Here is a 22099-nt window from a genome sequence, read left to right on the forward strand (position 1 = left end):
CTTTACGCACATACGAAGAGTGTTCATGTGCCATGTAGACCGTAAGCATATCTGACGCTCAAGCCGTCTCGACTACGTACCCAGGCTTTCTTGGGATGTCTGGATAGGTTGGCGATGGGTGGCATGCTCATTGCGCCCCGGACTTGGTTGCAAAACTCGGTTCCGAGGCCGTGGGTCCGGTAACAACAAACCGATCGAACCGTTCGTCGTATCGATCAGCGTAGTCGGCCGCTTCCAAACGAAATCTTGTCGTTTGAGCGGCACACGAGGCGTGCGGGTTGAATCCGCAAACGATCGACGACGCCCGTGTGCCACTCTCGGAGTGGCGCCCGGCGATGCCTTAGTATCCGTTCACGATCTCTACGATCGCTTCGATTTCCACAGACATCCCGTTTGGCAGAGAACCCATCCCGACCGCCGATCTGGCGTGCCGGCCGCGATCACCTAGAACCTCGACCAACAGGTCTGAGCATCCATTGATGACCTTCGGGTGATCTTGGAAATCCGGCTCGGCGTTTACCATTCCGAAGATCTTCAAAACTCCCTCCACGTGGTCGAGCGACCCCACCGCCTGCTGAATTGTCGATAAAAGCTGTAGACCCACTTGACGGGCATCGGCGTAGCCACGATCGACACTATAATTTCGACCCAATTTTCCCTTGATCACTGAGCCGGAAGCATCACGTGGCCCCTGACCAGATAAATAAAGAATCTGACCGGATCGACGCCAGCTCACGAAGTTGGCGATCGGGGCGGGAACTGGAGGCAGCACTAAACCTAAACTTTGAATGCGATCGGCGGTAGTCATGGTGGTCATGGTTTTAGTACCCGGTTTGAACGCGAAAAGTAGATCAGCTTCGCTTGTCATTTTGGCATATCTGCCTGTGTTATATCCACGACGGCCTCAGCGTGGGTGAGGTGCTTCTATTAATGAAGCGTCCATTTTCGGGAACGTGGAGTCGATCGTGAACAAATCATGTGATGCCATCGAACGGTTGAATCCGCCGCCGTTTTGAGCCATTCGACGCGACCGGCTGGTGATAGAACAGGAGCGGCATCGCCGTAGGACATATTGATCGTGACGGGTGGGCGCATTCATCTACATACCGCCGTCAATCGAAATAAGGCTGCAACACCCCCTCGATCCAGTCCATGAACGCCCGAACGCGCGGCGACAGATTGCGCCGATGCGCGACGACGAGCGACGCCGCGAGAGGCTCGGGACGCAGATCGGGCAGCACCTCGACCAGCGCGCCGCTTTCGATATGATTCGCGAGTGCCGAATACCCGGCCTGGATCAACCCGATGCCCGCAAGCCCGGCTGCGTGATAGGTCTGCACGTTGTTGACCTGCATCGCGCTCGGCAATGCAAGCGTCGCATAGCCGTCGCCGCTCGGATATTCCCACCCGGGGTGCCGCGCGCCGAGTGTCAGCGCGTAGTGGACCATCCGGTGTCCCTGACCGACGAGATCGTCGAGCGTTCGCGGCACGCCATACCGCGCCAGATAGCCGGGACTCGCCGCGTTGATCATGCGCAGGCGGCCCAACGGCCGGGCAATCAGCGTCTCGTCCACGATCGGCCCCAGACGGATCACGCAATCGAATCCTTCCTGGACGAGATCGACGCGCCGATCGGTGCTCGACAGTTCCAGTTCGAGCTCCGGATGCATCGCCATCAGTTGCGGCAGCGCGGGAACCACGACGCTGCGCGCGAGCTCGGTGGGCATGTCGACGCGCAATCGTCCGCGCAGCCGCGTGCCATTGCCGGAAAACATCGACTGAAGTTCCTGTACGTCGGCCAGCAGGTCCCGCGCGCGCGCATAAAAGGCGCGTCCGTCCTCGGTCAGCTGCACGCTGCGCGTCGTCCGATGCAGGAGCGCGACGCCCACGTCGCGCTCGAGCGCGCGAATCACCATCGACACCCGTCCTTTCTGGATGCCCAGGCTTTCGGCCGCGCGCGTGAAGCTCGTCATTTCGGCGACACGGGCGAAGATCAACAGCGCGTCGAGGTTTTGCATTGTTCTCCCCGGGAGTAACAGAACGTTCAATCGGCCGTCATTTATAACTCAATTTGAACTCAGTAAAGTGCCTTCCGATGTCGTCCCCCGACGACCACCTGAACGAAAGGGCACAACGATGACACAGCACATCTCTCCGGTTAGAACGATCGTCGTCTATCACTCCGGCTACGGGCATACCGAACGCATGGCGGCGGCTGTCGCGGAGGGGGCCGGCGGCGTTCTCGTCGCAATCGACGCCGATGGCAACATCGCGCCGGACGCGTGGGACGCGCTTGCCGGCGCGGATGCCGTCCTGTTCGGCTCGCCGACCTACATGGGCGGTCCCAGCTGGCAGTTCAAGAAGTTCGCCGATGCATCGTCGAAGGCCTGGTTCGAAGGCGCATGGCGCAACAAGATCTTCGGCGGCTTCACCAACAGCGCAAGCATCAACGGCGACAAGCTCAATACGCTCGAATACTTCGTTCTGCTTGCGGGGCAGCACGGCGGCATCTGGGTGAGCATGGACATCAAGCCGGCGAACCTGAAGGCGTCGATGCGTGACGACCTGAATCGCATGGGCTCCTATATCGCGCCGATGGCGCAGACGCCGGCCGATGCGTCGCCCGATGAAATGTCGTCGGGGGATCTCGAGACGGCACGCCGCTACGGCGCACGGGTCGCAACGATCGCCGGACAATTCCGGGCAGGACACGCTCGCATCAGCTGAAACCTGGCGTGCGGGGCGCTCCGGAACGGACGCCGCCGCACTTTATCCCGCCGACCTCGAAGGAAACGGCCATGAAATACAAGCAACTGGGCCGCACCGGCCTGTACGTCTCCGAGCTGTGTCTCGGCACGATGACGCTGGGCGGCAATGCCGATGCCGGCATGTGGGCCGCGATCGGCGCGGTCGGCCAGGACGACGCGACCCGACTGATCTCGCGCGCACTGGACGAGGGAATCAACTTCATCGATACCGCCGACATCTACTCCTTCGGTCAGTCCGAACGCCTCGTCGGACAGGCGCTTCGGGACCTCGGCGTCGCACGCAGCGAGATCGTGCTGGCGACGAAGGCGGCGGGCGTGATGGGCCCGAAACCCAACGATCAGGGCGCGTCGCGCGGCCACATCATGGATTCCGTGCAGCGAAGCCTGGAACGGCTGCAGGTCGACCATATCGACCTTTACCAGATCCACGCGAACGATCCCGTGACACCGATCGAAGAGACGCTGCGGGCGCTCGACGATCTGACGCGTCAGGGGCTGGTTCGCCATGTCGGCGTCTCGAACTGGCGCGCCGGAAAGATCGGCAAGGCGCTCGGGCTCAGCGAAGCGCTCCATGCGACGCGCTTCGAGACCCTTCAGGCCTACTATTCGATCGCCGGACGCGACGTGGAGCGCGAACTGGTGCCGCTCGCGATCGACGAGCAGATGGCGCTCCTCGTCTGGTCGCCGCTCGCCGGCGGGCTGCTGTCGGGGAAGTTCGGCCCCGGCGCGCCGACCGAAGCGGGTTCGCGGCGCAGCCATTTCGATTTTCCGCCGGTCGATCTCGAGCGCGCCTGGCCGTGCGTTGCAGCGATGCGCGCGATCGCGGACGCGCGACGCGTGTCGGTCGCCCGGATCGCGCTCGCGTGGCTGCTCGCCAAGCCGCATGTCACGAGCGTCATCATCGGCGCCAAACGCGTCGAACAGCTCGAAGACAATCTCGGTGCTGCCGATATCGTGCTGACCGGGGACGAGCTTGCGCAGCTCGATGCCGTGAGCGCATTGCCGCCCGACTATCCCGGCTGGATGATCGATCGTCAGGCGGCGGGCAGGGTGCCGCGGCCTTTCACGCGTGCGGTGTCGAAATAGGGCGGCCGACGGCGATCCTTGTCGTGCTCGACGGGATCGCCCGACGCTGAACACCGCCCCGCACCGGGTTTCCGCACGGCGATCGTCGCCGCAACCGCTAGAATTGCGGTTTTAGCCCGGAACACGTCCATGTCTTTTGCCTCGCTAGGCCTGATCGATCCCTTGCTGCGTAATCTGCAGGGCCTCAATTACCAGACACCCACGCCGGTGCAGGCCAAGGCGATTCCCGCGGTGCTCGGTGGCAAGGACGTCATGGCCGCGGCGCAGACCGGCACCGGCAAGACGGCGGGTTTCGCGCTGCCGCTGCTGCAGCGGCTGGTTCAGCACGGGCCGGCGGTGTCCAGCAACCGCGCGCGCGTTCTGGTGCTGGTGCCCACGCGCGAACTGGCCGAACAGGTGCTGCAGAGTTTCGTCGAGTACGGCAAGGGCCTCGACTTGCGGTTTCTGGCCGCCTATGGCGGCGTGAGCATCAACCCGCAGATGATGAAGTTGCGCAAGGGCGTGGATGTGCTCGTCGCCACGCCGGGCCGTCTGCTGGACCTCAATCGCCAGAACGCCGTGCAGTTCGATCAAGTCCAGACGCTGGTGCTGGATGAAGCCGACCGCATGCTGGATCTGGGCTTCGCGCGCGAACTCAACGCCGTCTTTGCCGCATTGCCGGTGCAGCGCCAGACGCTGTTGTTTTCCGCGACGTTTACCGACGACATCCGCGCGATGGCGGCGAGCATTCTGCGCAGTCCGGTCAATATCAGCGTCAGCTCGCCCAACGTCACCGCCAGCAAGATCAAGCAGTGGGTGGTGCCGGTGGACAAGCGGAACAAGCCCGACCTCTTCATGCACCTGGTGGCCGAGAACAACTGGGACCACGCGCTGGTGTTCGTCAAGACCCGCAATGGCGTGGATTACCTCGCGGCCATGCTGAACGATGCGGGTTATGCGGTCGACACCATCCACGGCGACAAGCCGCAGCCCGCGCGCCTGCGTGCGCTCGAGCGCTTCAAGACGGGCGAAGTGCAGATGCTGGTTGCAACCGACGTGGCCGCGCGCGGGCTGGATATCGACGACCTGCCGCTGGTGATCAACGTCGATCTGCCGATCGTCGCGCAAGACTACGTGCACCGTATCGGCCGTACCGGCCGCGCGGGCGCCAGCGGTGTGGCGGTGTCGCTCGTGTGTGCCGACGAAGCACCGCAACTGGCCGCGATCGAGGCGCTGATCCGGCAAACGCTGCGCCGTGAGGAAGAGCCGGGTTTCGAAGCCGAACACCGCGTGCCGGAAACCAGCGCGACCGGGCAGATCATCAAGAAACCCAAAAAGCCGAAGAAGCCCAAGGTGCCGCAAGCGGGGGCGGGCGCCATGCCTCCGGCCGGCAAAAAGCCGCGACCGCAAGGCGGGGAAGGCAAGCGCAAGCCCACGGGGCAGCGCGCCGCGCCCGCGGGCAAGGGGGCAAGCCTGTCGAGCGGTAGCCCGTTCAGCGTGCAAAAGCCGCGCGGCAAACCGGCCGGCAAGACGTCGGCGGGTTCGCGCAAGCCGGCTGGCAAGCCCGCGGGCGGGCGCGGGACGCGCTGATGCCGATCGGGGCGGCGCGGGCTACTGCCGTGTAGTCGAACACAGGTCGATCGCGCGCGCCCGAACCTGAATATCGGAACATGGCGGGCTTGCGTCCCCGGCGCGGACTGGACGCGTTTCTTCGACGTCAACGTCCTGAGCGGCGTACGCCTTGCCCGCCTGTTCCTGCCGGCGATGAAGCAGGCCGACCGGGGGCGCATCATTTTCAACTAGCTCCGTGGCCGGACTGGCTCCGGCACAGTCCGGATTGTGCTCGTTCAGTGTTCCGATGCGATCGGTCGATTGCCGGGCAAAGCCAGCCGCTCGCACGCCGGCGCGCCGGATCGTACGTGATCCGAAGCATCCGTCACCCGAGGAACGAACGAGAAACGCGGTCAGCGAAAGAAGAGTTCCCGCATCCCGAAGGTGTGATGCGCTTCGGCGGCCATCAGCACCATGAGCACCAGCAGGCACAGCGGCGGTATCAGGATCGCGTACACCAGCGCCAGCCGCTCCCACATCATGTGCATGAAGATCGATACGATCAGCCCGGCCTTGGCGATCATCAGCACGACGATCAGCACCCAGCGCATCAGGCCCTGCACGTGGAAATAATCCACCAGATACGACAACGTGCTCAGGACGAACAGCAGGCCCCAGATCTTCAGGTAGATGCCGATCGGATGCTGCTGGCCGTGCGCGGCGTCGGGGCGATCGGCGGGATCGGAGTGGTCCATGGACTGCCTCACCACAAATAGAACAGCGCGAAGATGAACACCCACACCAGGTCGACGAAGTGCCAGTACAGGCCGGCGATCTCGACGATCTGGAAGTTGCCGTGCTCGGTGAACCCCGGCTGCAGGATCTTGCGTGCGATCAGCAACAGGTAGATCACGCCGCAGGTCACGTGAAAGCCGTGGAACCCGGTGATCATGAAGAAGCACGCGCCGAACTGCGTGGCGCCGAGCGGGTTGCCCCACGGGCGAATGCCTTCGTGGACGATCAGCTTGGTCCATTCGAAGGCCTGCATCGACACGAAGGTCACGCCGAGCAGCGCGGTCGCCAGCAACAGCGCGGCGGCGCGCCGTGCATTGCGCCGGTAGCCGAAATTGACGGCCATCGCCATGGTGCCGCTGCTGGTGATCAGCGTGAACGTCATGATGGCGATCAGCAGCAACGGCACGTCGACGCCCGCCACGGTGAGCCCGAACACCTTCGACGTGTCGGGCCAGGGCGCCGTGGTCGACATGCGCACCGTCATGTAGCCGATCAGGAAGCTGCTGAAGACGAAGGTGTCCGACAGCAGGAAGATCCACATCATCGCCTTGCCCCACGGCACCTTGAAGGCTTCGCGGTCGGCCGACCAGTCCGTGACGATGCCGCGCCAGCCGTCAGGCCCGGCGTCGGCGGGTGGGGTGGCGGCGGATTCCGGCGGGAGCGTGGGCGAGGTCATGGCGCGGCTCCATACAGCGGCCCGCAGATGGCGGCGACAACCGCCGGGGTGAGCCACCACATCGCCGCCAGCAGCACGAGCCAGACCGCCAGCAGGAAATGCCAGTAGAGGGCGCACAGCGAAATGGCGCGTTGAGCCCGGAACGGGTCCACATGCCGGCGTTGCGCGATCGTCACGGCCCAGGCCGCCAGCCCGCCGAGCACGTGCAATCCGTGCAGGCCGGTGAGCAGGTAGAGGAAGCTGTTGGAAGGATTCGCGATGACGGTCTGCCCGGCCGCCGACAGCATGCGCCATGCGGTCAGTTGCCCGATCACGAACACGGCGGCCAGCACGCCGCCGCACACCAGCCACGCCACGCGGTGCACGGTCAGCTGCCGGGCCCGCTGCATGGCGACGCTGGCCAGCGCGAGCGCGCCGGTGTTCCACCACAGCAGCGCCGGATGCGGGATCGGCTGCCAGTCGGGCTCGCGCATGCGCATGCCGTACGCGAGCAGAAGCAGTGAAAACAAGGCCGTTGCCACGGCCATGAATACGATCAGGCCGACGCGGCTCGCATTCGGCAAGACGGGCGGCGGCGTGTCGGGAACGAAGGTGCGCGGCAGCGTGGTCATTTGCGTACCTCGCCGGGTTGAAGCGTCGAGCGGGCCGGTTCCGGTTCCGGTGCCGTCGCGGGCGGCTGGTTTTGCGGGACGAAGTCTTCCGCTTGTCCCGGCGGGCTGTATTCGTACGCCCAACGGTAGACGACGGGTAGTGCGGCCCCCCAGTTGCCGTGCGCCGGCGGCGTTTGCGGCGTCTGCCATTCCAGCGTGGTGGCCCGCCAGGGATTGCCGTCGGCACGCTTGCCGCGCACGAGGCTCCACGCCAGGTTGTACAGGAACAGCAACTGCGCCACCGCCACGATCAGCGCGACGACGGTGATGAACGCGTTGAGCGTCTGCGCCGAGTGCGGAATGAAGCTGTAGCCCTCGTACGCGTAATACCGCCGCGGCATGCCGAGGATGCCGAGATAGTGCATCGGGAAGTAGATCGCGTAGGTGCCGACGAAGGTTGCCCAGAAGTGCGCGCGCCCGAGCGTGTCGTCGAGCATGCGGCCCGTCACCTTCGGATACCAGTGGTAGATGCCGCCGAACACCACCAGGATCGGCGACACGGCCATCACCATATGGAAGTGCGCCACCACGAAGTACGTGTTCGACAGCGGAATGTCGACGCTCACGTTGCCGAGATAGAGCCCGGTCAGCCCGCCCAGCACGAAGGTGCTGACGAAGCCGATGGCGAACAGCATCGGCACGGTCAGGTGGATATCGCCACGCCACAGCGTCAGCACCCAGTTGTAGACCTTGAGGGCGGTCGGGATGGCGATGATGAGCGTGGTGGTCGCGAAGAAGAAGCCGAAGTACGGATCCATGCCGGCGATGAACATGTGGTGCGCCCAGACCACGAAGCTCAGTGCGCCGATGATGACGATCGCCCACACCATCATCCGGTAGCCGAAGATGCTCTTGCGCGCGTGCGTGCTGATGAGATCCGACGCGATGCCGAAGGCCGGCAGCGCGACGATGTAGACCTCCGGATGCCCGAAGAACCAGAACAGGTGCTGGAACAGCAGCGGACTGCCGCCGGCATGCTTGAGCGATTGCCCCATCGACACCACGGCCGGTATGAAGAAGCTGGTGCCGAGTGTCCGGTCGAGCAGCATCATCACCGCCGACACGAACAGCGCCGGAAACGCGAGCAGCGCCATGATCGTCGCGGTGAAAATGCCCCACACCGTGAGCGGCATGCGCATGAGCGTCATGCCGCGGGTGCGCGCCTGCAGCGTGGTGGTCACGTAATTGAGGCCGCCCATGGTTGCCGCGACGATGAAGATCGCGAGCGACACGAGCATCAGCACGATGCCCCATTCGACGCCCGGCGTGCCGGGCAGGATGGCCTGGGGCGGATACAGCGTCCAGCCCGCGCCGGTCGGCCCGCCCGGCACGAAGAAGCTCGCCACCAGCACCAGCACGGCCAGCAGGTAGACCCAGTAGCTCAGCATGTTGAGAAACGGGAACACCATGTCGCGCGCGCCCAGCATCAGCGGGATCAGATAGTTGCCGAAGCCGCCCAGGAACAGCGCGGTCAGCAGGTAGATCACCATGATCATCCCGTGCATGGTGACGAACTGGTAATAGTGGTTGGCGTCGATGAAGCTGAACTTGCCGGGAAAGCCGAGCTGCAATCGCATCAGGTCCGACAGGACGAGGCCGACCAGGCCGATGGCGATGGCCGTCAGCGAATACTGCACGGCGATGACCTTGTGGTCCTGGCTCCAGACATAGCGGGTCCAGAAGCTTTTCGGGACGTGATCGGTGTGCGCGTAGGGCATTGCGTCTGCTCCGCTAGGGCTGGCGGTTGGCCGCGGTGCTGGCAGCCGGGCCGCCTTGCGATTCGATGTAGGTCACGAGCGCGGTCAGCTCCTCCTCGCTCAGGTCGAAATGCGGCATGATCGGTGCGTACCCCTTCACGACGCGGGCCGTCGGGTTGCGGATGAACGCGCGCAGATAGGCTTCGTCCACCTTCGCGGTGCTGCCGTCGGCCATCGTTTCGGTCTTGCCGTACAGGCCCTTCCAGGTTGGGCCCACGCGCGGACTGCCGTCCACGGTATGGCACGCGAAACAGCCCTTGGCTGCCGCGAGCGCCTTGCCCTGGTCGGCAAGCGCCTGGGCGCTGCCGCCCGCCGTGGCGGCGGCGGCCTGCACGCCGGCCTGCTGCCGCTGCGCGAAGGTGGTCTGCTGCGCCAGCCAGCGCGAGAACGATGCTTCGTCTTCCACCACCACCACGCCGCGCATGCTGGCGTGCCCGAGACCGCAAAGCTGCGCGCACAGGATGTCGTAACGTCCCGCCCTGGTCGGCGTGAACCAGAAGGTCGTCACCATGCCGGGCACCATGTTCATGCGCGCACGGAACGGCGGCACATAAAAGTCGTGCAGCACGTCGAGCGACCGTGTCAGGACCTGGACCGGCCGGTTCAGCGGCAGGTGGACCTCGGGCGTCTCGATCAGGTAGTTGTCGCGGCCGTTGGGGTCGGCGGGATTCAGGCCGAACGGGTTGTCGTTGCTGACGTAGCGCACGTCCGTCGTGCCCAGCTTGCCGCCGGGGCCGGCGAAGCGGAAGCGCCATTGCCATTGGCGGCCGAGCACCTCCATCTGCAGCACGTTGCTCGGCGGCCGGATGTAGTCCGCGTAGACGAACAGACCGGGTGCCAGCAACGCCGCGACGCCGACGGCGGTCAGGCCGATCAGCCACCATTCCAGCCGCCGGTTGTGCGGCTCGTAGGCCGCGCGATGCCCGCCGCGGTGGCGGTAGCGCATCAGTGCGATCGCGATGAACAGGTTGATCGCGATGAAGAATGCGCCGGTGATGACGAGCGTGATCGTCAGCATGTCGTCCATGCGCACCCAGTTCGACGCGATCGGCGTGATCCACCAGGGACTGGCAAAGTGAAACCCCACCGCCAATGCGATGATCACGATCAGGGCAATCGCAAGCGCCATGGGCCGCCTCGCCGCGCGTCACACGCCGGAGCCGCCAACCCGCGCTCCTGGCATCGTCGTGCCGCCTTGCCGGATTTCGTATTACATGTTGCCGGCAGTCCACCAAGACCGATTCGCCAAGCGTCGTCGGCGGCTCTAAAGAAAAGGTAGTCTGCTCTTTTGCATCGTGCAAGGCAGCGGAATGGAGGAAGCACGCTCCCATACCCGCATGCATCGCACAACTGACGGTTCAACCTCCCCGCGACGACGAGCAAAGCGGCCGCCCCCGGCGCGGATCGTCGAGGCAGCCGTCCTGCGCGGCGCGAAGCAACGGCGTGTCAGGGCGTCGCGTTCTGCTTGCGCCGTTCGAGCATGCCGTAGACGACGGCGGTGACCACCCCGAACAGCAGGTTGGCCAACAACGGTCCGGAGCCGCGCTCCGAGATGAACCAGGGGAACACAGCGGTCATCACGTAGAAGTTCCAGACATACGCGACGATCCCGAACGCCAGGCCGATGACGGCCTCCATGCCGACGCTCGAATCGAAGCGGAACGGGGCCATGATCGCGGCGAGGATCATCCCCATGATGGCGCCGAGCACGTAGTGCAACAGGAGCGCCACGCCCACGATGCTGAAGCTGAACACCGACATCTGTTCGAGCGCGCCACGGCCCATCACCATCGCCGCGATCTTGTGGGTCGGTTGCCACGGGCTTTCATCGAGCACCATGGTTGACCAGAAGAATTCGAGCACGATCACCAGGGCGCCACCCGCGAGACCGGCCACGGCAGCGGCGAGCCAGTCCGGCATGCGCCGTTGCCAATGGTGTGACTGAATGTGCAGTTCCATAGGACCTCCTTGCCGAAGGATCGACCTCAGCACTCAGGCAGGCCGGTTTCCGCGTGTCAGGGGAAAACCGGTGACGTAGGCTCGCCGCCCTCCAGATCCGCCTGCGGAAAATGTCGGGCGATCATCTGCTCGATTTCCTGCTCTCGCAATGCCGGCACGTCCGCCATGATCAGAATCTGGCCCTCCTTGATCGCGTCACGAAATCGCTCGAGTCGCGCATTCGGTTCGGCGATGCCGATCATCCCGGCTGTCCACGCGCCGAAGCCCGCGCCCACCACCGTCAATGCGACGACGGCGCCGCCCGCGATCACGAGTTCGGCAGGGGGGAACACGAGCGCGACGAGACCGATGAGCGCGCCCGTCGCGCCGCCGAGTGCGACACCACGCTCGAGCGCGTGCACGACGTCGCTGCTTTGCAGCAAAGACGCTTCGGGCAATTCTTCAAGGGTGACGCTGTGATCGGCGAGGACGTGGATATGGCGCCAGATGATGCGCGCGCGGAGCAGGTCATCCACGATCGCCTTGGCCATCTGCGTGTCGGGTACGAGGAAATAGAGGCGCCTCATGTCGGCCCCCTTTTTCAGTCTGGAGTACGTTCTATTTTATGTCACCATCGGCAGCGTGGTGCCTGCGCGCGCGTACGGGGTTACACGCGATCACGCTTCAGTGCGCTGTAAAGGGGGCGAACAGCACGTCAGCGGAAATTCGCACGGAACCCTTTTTATCGAACGCTTCGCGCGCTTCGCTCAACGCGGAAAGGCCCCGTCAGACCGCGCCGGATGCGTGCAACGTATGAATCTGTTCATCGGCATAGCCGAGTTCGCGCAGCACGGCATCGGTATGCTGGCCAAGCGCCGGCACCGGATCCATGCGCGGCTCGTCGCTCGGTGCGAAGCCGGGCGGCAACAGGGCAGGGATCTCGCCAGCCGGCGTATCGACGCGGGTCCAGCGATGTCGCGCGGCGAGCTGTTCGTGCGCCCAGACGGCATGCATGTCGTTCATCCGCGCGTTCGCGATGCCGGCTTGCTCGAGCCGGTCGATCACGTCGGCGGCCGTCAGCATCGAGAACGCGCGGACGATGACGGCCGCGAGTTCGTCACGATTCGCGACGCGGCGGCTGTTCGACCCGAAGCGCTCGTCGGTCGCCAACCCGGGCATGCGGATCACGGTCTCGCAGAAGTGCTTCCATTCGCGCTCGTTCTGCAGCCCGAGCATCACGGTCTTCCCGTCGCCGGCCTTGAATGGACCGTACGGAAAGATCGTCGCGTGCGATGCGCCGGCTTGCGGCGGCGGCGACTGTCCGTCGATCGCGTAGTAGAGCGGATAGCTCATCCACTCGACCATGCTTTCGAGCATCGACACGTCGATGTGCCGGCCGTGTCCGGTGCGGCCGCGCTCGATCAGCGCGGCGAGGATGTTCGTATACGCATACATGCCCGCCGCGATGTCGGCGATCGAGCAGCCGGCCTTGGCCGGCTCGCCGTCGGAGCCGGTAATGCTGAGGAATCCGGATTCACTCTGGATCAGCAGGTCGTACGCCTTCTTGTCGCGGAACGGCCCGTCGAGCCCGTAGCCGGAAATGTCGCAGACGATCAGCCGCGGATAGCGCTCGCGCAGCGTGTCGTCGTCGAGCCCCAGGCGCTGTGTCGCGCCGGGTGCGAGGTTCTGCACGAACACGTCGGCATCGGCGAGCAGCCTGTGCACGATGTCGAGCGCCGCGGGCTGCTTGACGTCGAGCGTGATGCTTTCCTTCGAGCGGTTGGTCCACACGAAGTGGGACGCGAGCCCCGACACGCGTTCGTCGTAGCCCCGCGCGAAATCGCCGACGCCCGGCCGTTCGACCTTGATCACGCGCGCGCCGAGATCCGCGAGCTGGCGCGTGCAGAACGGCGCGGCGATCGCATGCTCGAACGTGACGACCTTGATGCCTTCCAGTGGGCGCATGCTCATTGCTCCGTCAGAACGAACGCGGCAGGCCGAGGATATGCTCGGCGACGTACGACAGGATCAGGTTCGTCGAAATTGGCGCGACCTGATACAGGCGCGTCTCGCGGAACTTGCGCTCGACGTCGTATTCGCACGCGAAACCGAAGCCGCCATGGAACTGCAGGCACGCATTCGCGGCTTCCCACGACGCATCGGCGGCGAGCAGCTTCGCCATGTTCGCCTGCGCGCCGCACGGCTCGTGCGCGTCGAACCGGCGCGCGGCCTCGAAGCGCATCAGGCTCGCCGCCTCGACGTTGACGAACGCGCGGGCGATCGGAAACTGCACGCCCTGGTTCTGGCCGATCGGTCGGCCGAACACGACGCGATCCTTCACGTACCGCGACACCTTGTCGACGAACCAGTAGCCGTCGCCGATGCATTCGGCCGCGATCAGCGTGCGCTCCGCATTCAATCCGTCGAGGATGTACCGGAAGCCCTGGCCTTCCTCGCCGATCAGGTTCTCCGCGGGGATCTCGAGGTTGTCGAAGAACAGCTCGTTCGTCTCGTGGTTCACCATGTTCGGGATCGGGCGCACCGTCATCCCGTTGCCGATCGCGTGATGCAGGTCGACGATGAAGATTGACATTCCTTCGGACTTCTTCTTGACGTCCGACAGCGGCGTCGTGCGCGCGAGCAGGATCATCAGGTCGGAGTGCTGCACGCGCGAGATCCACACCTTCTGCCCGTTGATCACATAGCGGTCGCCCTTGCGTACCGCGGTTGTCCTGATCTTCGTCGTATCGGTGCCGGTGGTCGGTTCGGTCACACCCATCGACTGCAGACGCAGCGCGCCGCTCGCGATCTTCGGCAGATAGCGCTGTTTCTGCTCGGCCGAACCATGGCGCAGCAGCGTACCCATGTTGTACATCTGGCCGTGACACGCGCCGGAATTGCCGCCCGCGCGGTTGATTTCCTCCATGATCACCGACGCCTCGGTCAGGCCGAGGCCCGAGCCGCCGTATTCCTGCGGAATCAGTGCGGCGAGCCAGCCGGCTTTCGTCAGCGCGTCGACGAACGCGTCGGGATAGTCGCGTTCCGCGTCGATCTTGCGGAAATATTCGGCGGGGAATTCGCCGCACAGATCGCGAACGGCTTCGCGAATGGCTTGGTGCGCGTCGGCAGGGTTCATGTTTCGTATCGGGGAACGTCAGGCGAGGATCGCGCTCGCGGACATGGTCAGCCAGCCGTCGTGATCCCTGGCCCAGAGATCGACGGTCTTGCCGTCGTCGGCGAGGCGGCCGCACACGCTGAAGGTGTTGCCGAGGAAAGTCGGCCGTACCGCGCGATACGCGTATTCGCCGATCGTCGCACCGGGCAGCGAGCGCGTGACGAGATCGAGCAGCAGCGTCGAGATGAGCGGGCCGTGCACGACGAGGTCCGGATAGCCTTCGACGTCGCGCACGTAGGTGCGGTCGTAGTGAATGCGATGGCCGTTGAAGGTCAGCGCGGAATAGCGGAACAGCATGACTTCATCCGGCGCGATGTCGCGCTGCCATTGCGCATCGTCGGGTGCGGCCTTCGGCGGGGGCGCGGCGGCGCCGGGCGCGGCCGGGCCGCGATAGACGATGTCGTGTTCCTCGCGGATCGCGACTTCGCCCCCGGATTCGATCACGTGCTCGACGGTGACGAAGCCGAGCGTGCCGCTGCGGCCTTCCTTGCGTTCGACCGACAGCACGCGCGACGTGCGCGTCGCGATCGCGCCGATCGTCAGCGCGCGTTCGAACGTCAGGCGGCCGCCGGCCCACATGCGCCCCGGCAGCCCCAGGTCCGGCAGGAAGCCGCCCTTGCGCGGATGACCGTCCGGGCCGAGTTCGGCCTGCTGCGCGATCGACCAGAAATACAGCCAGTGCCAGGCGGGCGGCAACGCATCGCCGGTCGCGGGAACGGTCGGATGGTCGAGCGTCGCCGCGAGGGCGATTGCCCGTTCGGTGCTGATCAGGTCGGTCGCGACCTGTTGGACATCGTCGCTGGCATGCGACCGGGGCGCGTTCACTGTCACCTCCATCGCCGGGCAGGCCGGCGGTTTCGACTTGGCATGAAGTGACTCTAGGTGAAGCTCGCGCGCGGCGGAAATACCGTTTGAATGTGCCGGTCATAGGGGTACCCTATGACTTTTTCGCATCGACCGACCCGCCATGGACATCCGCCAGCTCCGTTACTTCGTCAGCATCGTTGAATACGGGAGCCTCGGGAAAGCGGCCGAAAAACTGTTCGTCGCGCAGCCGTCGCTGAGCCAGCAGATCGCGAAGCTGGAGGGCGACATCGGCGTCACGCTGCTGGTGCGCAGCCCGCAGGGCGTGAAGCCGACCGCGGCCGGGCAGGCGCTGTATCGCCATGCGCGGCTCGTGCTTCGGCAGATGGAGCAACTGCGCCAGGAAGTGCGGGAAGGCGCGGGCAGCGAGTCGGGCACGGTCGCGGTGGGTTTTCCCACCACGATGACCGCGAGCCTCGCCGTGCCGCTGTTCGAACGGGTGAGGGCGCGCTATCCGGGCATCCGGCTGCAGTACCTCGAAAGCATGAGCGGCTTCATCAACGAATTGCTGGCGAACGGGCGGCTCGACCTCGCGATCCTGTTCCGCGAATCCAACACCACCGGCATCACCGCGATGCCGCTGTTCGACGAGGTGCTGTATCTGCTCGGCGAGCCGGGCGGCGCGGTGTCGTCGCGCACGCGCACGTGCACACTCGCGTCGCTCGCCGGCGTGCCGCTCGTCGCGCCGGGCGTGCAGAACGGGCTGCGCCTGCTGCTCGAACGCACATTCGCGCGCGAGGACGTGCCGCTCAACGTCATCGCGGATATCGATTCGCTGCCGACGATGATCTCGCTCGCGCAGTCGGGGCTCGCGTGCACGATCCTGCCGGCGTCCGCGCTGGCGTCGCGCGAGCCGTCCAGCCGGCCAAGGATGCGCCGGATCGTTGAGCCGGAAATTCGCCGGCCTGCCAGCCTGTGCTGGTCGAACACGTCTCCGGTCAATTCCGCCGCGCTCGCCGTGCGGCAAACGATCGTCGAGCTGGTCGGCGAACTGGCCGCGAGCGGCGCGTGGACGGGCATCACGTTGCGCGAGGGCGAATCCGCGCCGTCGTGACGGGCGGGGTGAGCGGAATGCGCGCTCGACCGCCGCGTGAACGATACGTATTCTCCAATGCCGCGATCGGTATTTCGTTCGTCATGCTGATTGCTGACGGATCGATGAACATGCGTGACACGACACATACATCACACATTCGCCATCGCGCCGAGCATGCCCGAGTCGATCGGATCGCCCGCGCACCGGCGGCCGGCCGTCCGCGCGCAAACATCGACCGTCGGCAGGTTGTACGAAGCGCGATATTGAAACTACACTGATTATCGGCCGGCGCCGAGACACGCGGCTCATCCATTCAACACGCATCACAGTACTAATTAAACGCGTGCCGACAATCGCCATAGAGGATGCTTGCCTTGTTCCTCAACATCCACCGGGGGAAGTGGCGATGAAAATCGGGGCTGCGCGTCATCCGTCAGCGGTTTGTTAGCCGAACGGCGCGCGCATGAACACGACCGCAGGCATTCACGCGACGTCACTCGGGCTGCACGGCTCGAGCCCGGCGATGGCCGACCTGCGTCGCTATCTGGCGAAGGTCGCGCAGACCGATACGACGGTGCTCGTGACCGGTGAAACCGGCACCGGCAAGGAGCGCGTCGCCACCGCCGTCCACCGCCTCAGCCCGCGAACCGACAAGCCGTTCATCGCTGTGAACTGCGCCGCGGTGCCCGACAGCCTGTTCGAGTCCGAGATGTTCGGTCACGAGCGCGGCGCCTTCACGAGCGCCCAGAACGCGTTTCCCGGCCGCTTCGTCGAGGCCGACGGCGGCACGCTGTTCCTCGACGAAGTCAGCGAGATGCCGCCCGCCGTTCAGGCCAAGCTGCTGCGCCTGCTCGAGGACCGCACGGTGATGCCGGTCGGCTCGCTGCGCCGGCGCCCCGTCGATGTCCGGATCGTGGCCGCCAGCAACGAAAGTCTGGAGGACCTGGTCGCGGAACGCCGTTTCCGCGCCGACCTGTTCTATCGCCTGAACGTCGCGCGCATCGAGATCCCGCCGCTGCGGGAGCGGCCGGAGGACATCGCGTCGATCGTCGATCACTTCGTCGCCGAGCACAACCAGCGGCGCGCGATGCGGGTGGGACGGCCCGATCCGGCGCTGCTCGAATGCATGCGGCACTACCGGTGGCCGGGCAACGTGCGTGAGCTGCGCAACCTGGTCGAGGCGTTGTTCGTCGATGCGCCGGAAGGGCGTCCGTTCGGGCTGGGCGACCTGCCGCCGGCATTCCGCCGCCTGTTCCTGCAGGATTTCTCGGCCGGCGAGCACGAGCGCGAGCGGCTGGTCTCGGTACTGCGCCAGACCAACTGGAACAAGATGGAGGCGGCGCGCCAGATGAACTGGTCGCGCATGACGCTGTACCGCAAGCTGGCCAAGTACAACCTGGACGCCGGCAACACTGCCTCGGTGTGACAGCCGGGCTGTCACATGGTACAGCCCCGCCGCATTCGCGAATCCCGCTCCGGTCGGGAAATTCCACGCCAAATCAAGCGCTTGTGTCGGCGCATATGCATTGGCCCGCTCCTTGCGAAGCAGAACGGACAGACCGCCCGTCGCCATGCAAGGAGGCCGTCGTGCACGTCATCGAGCCACTCCAGGACGCCCCGCCGGAACCGGCGCAGCCGGCCGGCCAGCCACGGCCGCTGCTCGCCAGCTATGCAAATTATTTCGAGGTCGGGCACAACGCGTTCGAGTTCCTGATCGATGCCGGGCAGGTCGAGCCGCAGTCCGGCAACGTCCAGTTGATGAGCCGCGTCGCGGTCAGCCCGGTGCACGCCAAGCTGCTCGCGCAACTGCTGGCGAGCGCGATCGCCCAGTTCGAGGCGACCCACCACGCCATCCCCGACATCGGCGAACCGGAAACGGATCTGGCGATTCTTCCCCCGCAGGAATTCGAGCGGCGCGCGATCGATGCGCGCAGCAAGCCGATGCTCGGCGGCCGTCGCGACGAGCCCGATCAAAACCAGAGCTGAGGACACGACATGGCAGCGCAACTCCATCCCAACCGCATGGTCCTGACCGACCGTTTCCCGATGCTGGGCTTCACGATTCGCGTCGGCCACGCGCCGTGCGTCGCGGAACTGGTGATCGCCACCGATCCCGCGCTGTTCACGCGCAAGGACGGGCGCACGTCGTCGACGTTCTACACCAGCCGCGAGGACGGCCTGCTGGCGATCCCGCGCGGCGAAGCGGTGTACATGGTGCCGCCGGCGGTGCTGGCGCGCTTCGTGGGCGCGGGCCGCCTGTGGTTCGGTCTCGCCACGGCCGCTTCGTCCGATGCCGACTCGTGGACGATCGACGTGCTGCCGAATGCCGACAGCCCGTACGTGTCGCTGTCGGGGCTCAGCGATCGCGGGTTGCGCAGGGTCCGCGTGTTCCCGACGCGCGGTGGCGCCGCCGCCAGGAGTCCGCTGTTGAACTGGGCGGGCGACGGCACGCGGCCGGGCGCGACCGCCGTACCGGCGCCTGCCGCGCCGGGCGCCGCTTCCGCCGCGCCGCGGCCGGCCGTCGAACCCGTTGCGCCGCACCACGATGTCCATTACGACGACGGGTTCGGTCCGCTTCCGCCGCTGAATGCCGCGACGCACGTCGAGGCGAAGCCGCAGGCACTGGCGCCGGCACCGGCCGCGCACCCGGCGCCCGCCGCCGCGCCGGCGCCCGTCTCGCAGGGGATGAGCGACGATGCCGAGTTCCGCATCGCCGGCGACCGACGCAGTTTTACCTGGCCGCGGCCGCGCAAGCTGTCGACCGTCGAGCGGGCCGCGCTGCGCGCGATCCTGAGCGCGAATCCGGCCACCGCGTCGCTGATGCTGCTGCTGCCCGTTGCGATGCGCAACGGCCTGTCGGTCTCGATCGGCGCGGGCGCGGGCGCCGGGATGGAATCCGGGGCCTCGGGCGCGGTCGGCGTCATCTTCGACGCCAATGGCGACGACATCGGCGTGTTCGTGTCGGGCGAGCTCGACTTCGGCTACATCGTGTCGGCGAGCCTCACCGGCCAGATCAGCCTGCTGCGCGGCCATATCGACGACTTCTCGGGCACCGGCACGACCGCCGGCGTGATGGTCGGCGAAAGCGCGGCCGGCGGCATCTCGGCGCTGTTCAACGCACGCGGCGAATTCGTCGGCGTCACGTTGTCGGCCGGCGTCAGCGTCGGCAGCCCGGTGAGCATCTTCGTCGGCGTCTCGCGCGCGGCGGCGGGCACGATTGCCACGTCGTCGTCGCTCGCGTGGTCGCGCGCCCTGAGCGACGACCCGGAGGCCTACGGCATCGATACGCCGCCGTACAGCGACGACGATGCGGGCGCCGAGCCGCCCGCGACGGCCAGCGCGCTGGCGCTGGGCGCGCGCGAGAACAGCCTCGTCACGCGCACCGCGGCCAGCCCGAATTTCGACGAGGGGCGCGGCAGCAAGACGATCGACCGCATCATCATCCACATCGCCGACGTACCCACCGTCCAGCGCGTGGTGAATACCTTCACCAATGCCACCTCCAAGGTGAGTGCGCATTACCTGGTCGGGCAGGAGGGCGAAGTCGTCCAGTTCGTCTCCGAGGCCGACACGGCATGGCACTGCAAGGGCTCGAACCAGCGCAGCATCGGCATCGAACACATCGCGGTGAAGCGCGGCGGCGCCGACTACCCGCGTCGCAACGGCACCGTCCAGCATTTCGACGCGCTGGCGCCGACCCAGCTTCAGTACGAAACCTCGGCCGCGCTGGTCGCGTCGCTGTGCGACAAATATCAACTGCCGATCAATCGCACGACGATCATGGGCCATCGCGAGGCCGACACCTCGACCGGCCATACCGCGTGCCCCGACGGCAACTGGGACTGGGACTACTTCATGCGGCTGGTCACCAGCCGCACCTGCCAGCCGCAAGCGGTCGGCCAGGCGCTGGGGTTCGCCGCGCGCGGCCTCGGCGACGACATTCCGCTCGACCCCGGCGTCGGCGGGCTGTCGATCGGCACCGACGCACTGGAGATCGGCGACATCATTCTCAGCACCACCGGCAATCCGGGCTCCGGCGTCATTCGCGCCGGCTCCGGCGCCGAGGTCAGCCACGCGATGCTCTATGTCGGCCAAGGCGGGCAGGTGATCGAGGCGATTCCCGGCGGTGTTCAACTGCGTCCGCTCGCGGATGCGCTGGCCGATGCGCGCCTCGCGGTCGCGTTCCGGGTGCCGGGCCTGACCGATACGCAGCAGCGGCAGGTCGCCGATGCCGCCGCGCGCTATCTCGATCGCGGTTTCAACTACGTCGGGCTGGTCCGCTGCGGCAGCTATCTGATCGACCGTCGCGCGTGCGACCTGCTGTCGGGCGACGCGGCGGAGCGCTGCCGCCGCTTCGTCGGCCGCATCGAACTCGGAGACGGCGCCGACACCGACAACTTCTTCTGCTCGCAACTGGTCGCCCAGTCGTTCCAGGACGCAGGCAGGCCGATCGTGACCGTGCCGCCTCACTGGGTGCCGCCGGGCGATCTCGCCAGCCTGTCGACCGGCACGATGGCCCCTGGAACGCTTGCATACGTCGGCCATCTGAAGGCGCCGATCCCGAGCCGCGGCTTCTTCGGCATGAGCCAGGCGCTGGCGGTCGCGCCGGGCGCCGCGCGCGCGCTGGGGGCCGACGACTGGACGGTGAACTGGGACGACGTGCAGATGACTCCGCAGCCCACCGACATGGGGTGCTGGGCGACGGCCGCGTCGATGGTGCTCGGCTGGCGCGACAACCAGAGTGTCGATCCGACGCTGCTGGCGCGCTGCATCAGCCTCGAGCGCCAGATGCGGGACGGCCTGGCGCCGGCCGAAGTGGCGGGGTTCGCCGCCGCGTCGACCCTCACGGTCGAGCCCAACGCGTGCTTCGCGCCCGAAGGCTTTCGGCGGCTGCTGGAGGCGAACGGGCCGATCTGGGTCGCCGAAGTCGTGCGTGCGCCGGTCAACTTCTTCCATGCGGTGGTGGTGACGGGCATGTATCGCAGCGGAGACGCGTATTTCGTGCGGATCACCGATCCGCTCGACCGCGTGGTCGGCACGCCGGGCCATCCCGGCGCGCGGACCCTGCCGCCGACCCACGCGACCGGCAGCCGCTACATCATGACCTACGAGGATTTCGTGTCGGAATTCGAGGCGGCGGCCGGCATCGGCGTGATCCAGCTCATGCATTCGGGCGGCACGTTCGGCCACACGATCAATCGCGGCAGCGCGGCGGGCGCGGGTTACGCGCTCGGCATCGAGCCGCCGCCCGCGGGCGGCGAATTCGGCCTCGGCGTGACCCTGACCCGGCGCACCGAGAGCCGCGACGGGCGCAGCTACGATCTCGCGCAGCTGGCGGGGCTGGTCCAGCCCGCCAACGCGCTGGCGGGCGGCGCGGGGCAGCCGCGCATGGCGGGTCAGCGCATCACGCTTGACGACTGGCCGTACATCGACGGGCCGAGCGGCCGCACGTCGGCGCCGGTGTCGATCGACTGGGCGTGGCAGGGCGGCGCGGTCGGCGACGTGACGATCGCCGCGGCCCAAGGGCAGATGCTCGACGGCTGGACCGCGTTCGTGCGCGCCGATATCGGCCGCGGTTCGGGAACCCCCGAGCGGGCGAGTGTCACGCTGCGCATCGCCACCACGTTCCGGCATGCCGGCGAGGAGGAGCAGGTCGGGGTGACGGAGGTGGTGCTGAACGGCGACGGCCGCTTCCAGACCGTGCACGGCGCCGACGGCGCGCCGCCGCTTCCGGCAAGCGGCACGCAGCCCGCGCCGCGCGAACCGCAACCTGCCTGACCCTCGAGGGACACGCGCGATGGCCCGCCTCATCCCCCCTCCGCCA

General features: G+C 66.3%; 19 protein-coding genes and 1 pseudogene. 8 read left to right on the top strand and 12 right to left on the bottom strand.

The genetic code is table 11. The features are described from left to right. Positions 1–340 precede the first annotated feature (340 nt). Together ACV22V_RS15925 and ACV22V_RS15930 are read right to left on the bottom strand one after the other, a co-directional pair. The gene (locus ACV22V_RS15925) at positions 341–817 is read right to left on the bottom strand and encodes a RidA family protein (RefSeq protein ID WP_059700991.1); all 477 of its coding nucleotides are present in this window, start codon (positions 815–817) and stop codon (positions 341–343) included. A gap of 295 nt (positions 818–1112) precedes the next feature. Further along, complete coding sequence (locus tag ACV22V_RS15930) at positions 1113–2018, bottom strand: LysR family transcriptional regulator (RefSeq protein WP_223959181.1); 906 nt, start codon at positions 2016–2018, stop codon at positions 1113–1115. A gap of 118 nt (positions 2019–2136) precedes the next feature. On the opposite strand from ACV22V_RS15930, the gene ACV22V_RS15935 reads away from it, so the two are divergent. The 4 genes and pseudogenes from ACV22V_RS15935 to ACV22V_RS15950 all read left to right on the top strand — a co-directional run. After that, positions 2137–2727 (top strand): flavodoxin family protein, encoded by a 591-nt coding sequence (locus ACV22V_RS15935; protein WP_448014648.1) that lies wholly within the window; start codon positions 2137–2139, stop codon positions 2725–2727. Positions 2728–2798: 71 nt separating this feature from the next. Then, positions 2799–3854: an aldo/keto reductase gene (locus tag ACV22V_RS15940; RefSeq protein ID WP_448014586.1), complete on the top strand. Its 1056-nt coding sequence runs from the start codon at positions 2799–2801 to the stop codon at positions 3852–3854. 129 nt (positions 3855–3983) lie between these two features. Further along, a complete protein-coding gene (locus ACV22V_RS15945) occupies positions 3984–5423 on the top strand; it encodes a DEAD/DEAH box helicase (RefSeq protein ID WP_448014588.1) in 1440 nt (479 codons plus the stop codon). Between the two features lie 93 nt (positions 5424–5516). Next, a pseudogene (locus tag ACV22V_RS15950) lies at positions 5517–5630 on the top strand (oxidoreductase); the annotation flags it as partial. 167 nt (positions 5631–5797) lie between these two features. Here the strand turns inward: ACV22V_RS15950 and ACV22V_RS15955 are convergent. From ACV22V_RS15955 to ACV22V_RS16000, 10 genes are all read right to left on the bottom strand, one after another. Then, a complete protein-coding gene (locus tag ACV22V_RS15955) occupies positions 5798–6139 on the bottom strand; it encodes a cytochrome C oxidase subunit IV family protein (protein ID WP_059535940.1) in 342 nt (113 codons plus the stop codon). Between the two features lie 8 nt (positions 6140–6147). Continuing rightward, positions 6148–6855, bottom strand: a complete 708-nt coding sequence (locus ACV22V_RS15960; RefSeq protein ID WP_059690457.1) for a heme-copper oxidase subunit III family protein — start codon at positions 6853–6855, stop codon at positions 6148–6150. Further along, positions 6852–7466: a cytochrome c oxidase subunit 3 gene (locus tag ACV22V_RS15965; protein WP_059535946.1), complete on the bottom strand. Its 615-nt coding sequence runs from the start codon at positions 7464–7466 to the stop codon at positions 6852–6854. Before ACV22V_RS15965 ends, ACV22V_RS15960 begins: the two co-directional genes overlap by 4 nt. Continuing rightward, entirely contained in the window at positions 7463–9223 is a 1761-nt protein-coding gene (gene ctaD / locus ACV22V_RS15970) for a cytochrome c oxidase subunit I (protein WP_448014590.1), read from the bottom strand. Before ctaD ends, ACV22V_RS15965 begins: the two co-directional genes overlap by 4 nt. A gap of 13 nt (positions 9224–9236) precedes the next feature. Next, entirely contained in the window at positions 9237–10391 is a 1155-nt protein-coding gene (locus tag ACV22V_RS15975; protein WP_059535950.1) for a c-type cytochrome, read from the bottom strand. 317 nt (positions 10392–10708) lie between these two features. Then, entirely contained in the window at positions 10709–11221 is a 513-nt protein-coding gene (locus ACV22V_RS15980) for a hypothetical protein (protein ID WP_059535952.1), read from the bottom strand. 56 nt (positions 11222–11277) lie between these two features. Continuing rightward, on the bottom strand, positions 11278–11787 hold the full coding sequence (locus tag ACV22V_RS15985; RefSeq protein WP_059535954.1) for a hypothetical protein: 510 nt from the start codon (positions 11785–11787) through the stop codon (positions 11278–11280). Between the two features lie 199 nt (positions 11788–11986). Continuing rightward, complete coding sequence (locus ACV22V_RS15990; protein ID WP_448014591.1) at positions 11987–13165, bottom strand: CaiB/BaiF CoA transferase family protein; 1179 nt, start codon at positions 13163–13165, stop codon at positions 11987–11989. A 13-nt stretch (positions 13166–13178) separates the two neighbouring features. Then, positions 13179–14336 carry an acyl-CoA dehydrogenase family protein gene (locus ACV22V_RS15995; RefSeq protein WP_448014593.1) on the bottom strand — a complete coding sequence of 386 codons (1158 nt, stop codon included), beginning with the start codon at positions 14334–14336 and terminating at the stop codon, positions 13179–13181. Between the two features lie 18 nt (positions 14337–14354). Beyond that, positions 14355–15212 (bottom strand): FAS1-like dehydratase domain-containing protein, encoded by an 858-nt coding sequence (locus ACV22V_RS16000; protein WP_448014594.1) that lies wholly within the window; start codon positions 15210–15212, stop codon positions 14355–14357. 130 nt (positions 15213–15342) lie between these two features. Here ACV22V_RS16000 and ACV22V_RS16005 point away from each other — a divergent pair, with 130 nt between their 5' ends. The 4 genes from ACV22V_RS16005 (at position 15343) to ACV22V_RS16020 (ending at position 22053) form a co-directional block, all read left to right on the top strand. Continuing rightward, complete coding sequence (locus tag ACV22V_RS16005; RefSeq protein ID WP_448014595.1) at positions 15343–16293, top strand: LysR substrate-binding domain-containing protein; 951 nt, start codon at positions 15343–15345, stop codon at positions 16291–16293. 445 nt (positions 16294–16738) lie between these two features. After that, positions 16739–17701 (top strand): sigma-54 interaction domain-containing protein, encoded by a 963-nt coding sequence (locus tag ACV22V_RS16010; protein ID WP_059535964.1) that lies wholly within the window; start codon positions 16739–16741, stop codon positions 17699–17701. A 161-nt stretch (positions 17702–17862) separates the two neighbouring features. Further along, complete coding sequence (locus tag ACV22V_RS16015) at positions 17863–18261, top strand: DUF3467 domain-containing protein (protein ID WP_059820025.1); 399 nt, start codon at positions 17863–17865, stop codon at positions 18259–18261. Between the two features lie 9 nt (positions 18262–18270). After that, positions 18271–22053: an N-acetylmuramoyl-L-alanine amidase gene (locus ACV22V_RS16020; protein WP_448014597.1), complete on the top strand. Its 3783-nt coding sequence runs from the start codon at positions 18271–18273 to the stop codon at positions 22051–22053. Positions 22054–22099 lie beyond the last annotated feature (46 nt).

Source organism: Burkholderia sp. AW33-5 (assembly GCF_053427615.1).

Bases quoted from the DNA above. Each gene is read 5' to 3' on its own strand.
- ACV22V_RS15925 (WP_059700991.1), bottom strand. From the start codon at position 817: ATGACCACCATGACTACCGCCGATCGCATTCAAAGTTTAGGTTTAGTG.
- ACV22V_RS15930 (WP_223959181.1), bottom strand. From the start codon at position 2,018: ATGCAAAACCTCGACGCGCTGTTGATCTTCGCCCGTGTCGCCGAAATG.
- ACV22V_RS15935 (WP_448014648.1), top strand. From the start codon at position 2,137: ATGACACAGCACATCTCTCCGGTTAGAACGATCGTCGTCTATCACTCC.
- ACV22V_RS15940 (WP_448014586.1), top strand. From the start codon at position 2,799: ATGAAATACAAGCAACTGGGCCGCACCGGCCTGTACGTCTCCGAGCTG.
- ACV22V_RS15945 (WP_448014588.1), top strand. From the start codon at position 3,984: ATGTCTTTTGCCTCGCTAGGCCTGATCGATCCCTTGCTGCGTAATCTG.
- ACV22V_RS15955 (WP_059535940.1), bottom strand. From the start codon at position 6,139: ATGGACCACTCCGATCCCGCCGATCGCCCCGACGCCGCGCACGGCCAG.
- ACV22V_RS15960 (WP_059690457.1), bottom strand. From the start codon at position 6,855: ATGACCTCGCCCACGCTCCCGCCGGAATCCGCCGCCACCCCACCCGCC.
- ACV22V_RS15965 (WP_059535946.1), bottom strand. From the start codon at position 7,466: ATGACCACGCTGCCGCGCACCTTCGTTCCCGACACGCCGCCGCCCGTC.
- ctaD (WP_448014590.1), bottom strand. From the start codon at position 9,223: ATGCCCTACGCGCACACCGATCACGTCCCGAAAAGCTTCTGGACCCGC.
- ACV22V_RS15975 (WP_059535950.1), bottom strand. From the start codon at position 10,391: ATGGCGCTTGCGATTGCCCTGATCGTGATCATCGCATTGGCGGTGGGG.
- ACV22V_RS15980 (WP_059535952.1), bottom strand. From the start codon at position 11,221: ATGGAACTGCACATTCAGTCACACCATTGGCAACGGCGCATGCCGGAC.
- ACV22V_RS15985 (WP_059535954.1), bottom strand. From the start codon at position 11,787: ATGAGGCGCCTCTATTTCCTCGTACCCGACACGCAGATGGCCAAGGCG.
- ACV22V_RS15990 (WP_448014591.1), bottom strand. From the start codon at position 13,165: ATGCGCCCACTGGAAGGCATCAAGGTCGTCACGTTCGAGCATGCGATC.
- ACV22V_RS15995 (WP_448014593.1), bottom strand. From the start codon at position 14,336: ATGAACCCTGCCGACGCGCACCAAGCCATTCGCGAAGCCGTTCGCGAT.
- ACV22V_RS16000 (WP_448014594.1), bottom strand. From the start codon at position 15,212: ATGGAGGTGACAGTGAACGCGCCCCGGTCGCATGCCAGCGACGATGTC.
- ACV22V_RS16005 (WP_448014595.1), top strand. From the start codon at position 15,343: ATGGACATCCGCCAGCTCCGTTACTTCGTCAGCATCGTTGAATACGGG.
- ACV22V_RS16010 (WP_059535964.1), top strand. From the start codon at position 16,739: ATGAACACGACCGCAGGCATTCACGCGACGTCACTCGGGCTGCACGGC.
- ACV22V_RS16020 (WP_448014597.1), top strand. From the start codon at position 18,271: ATGGCAGCGCAACTCCATCCCAACCGCATGGTCCTGACCGACCGTTTC.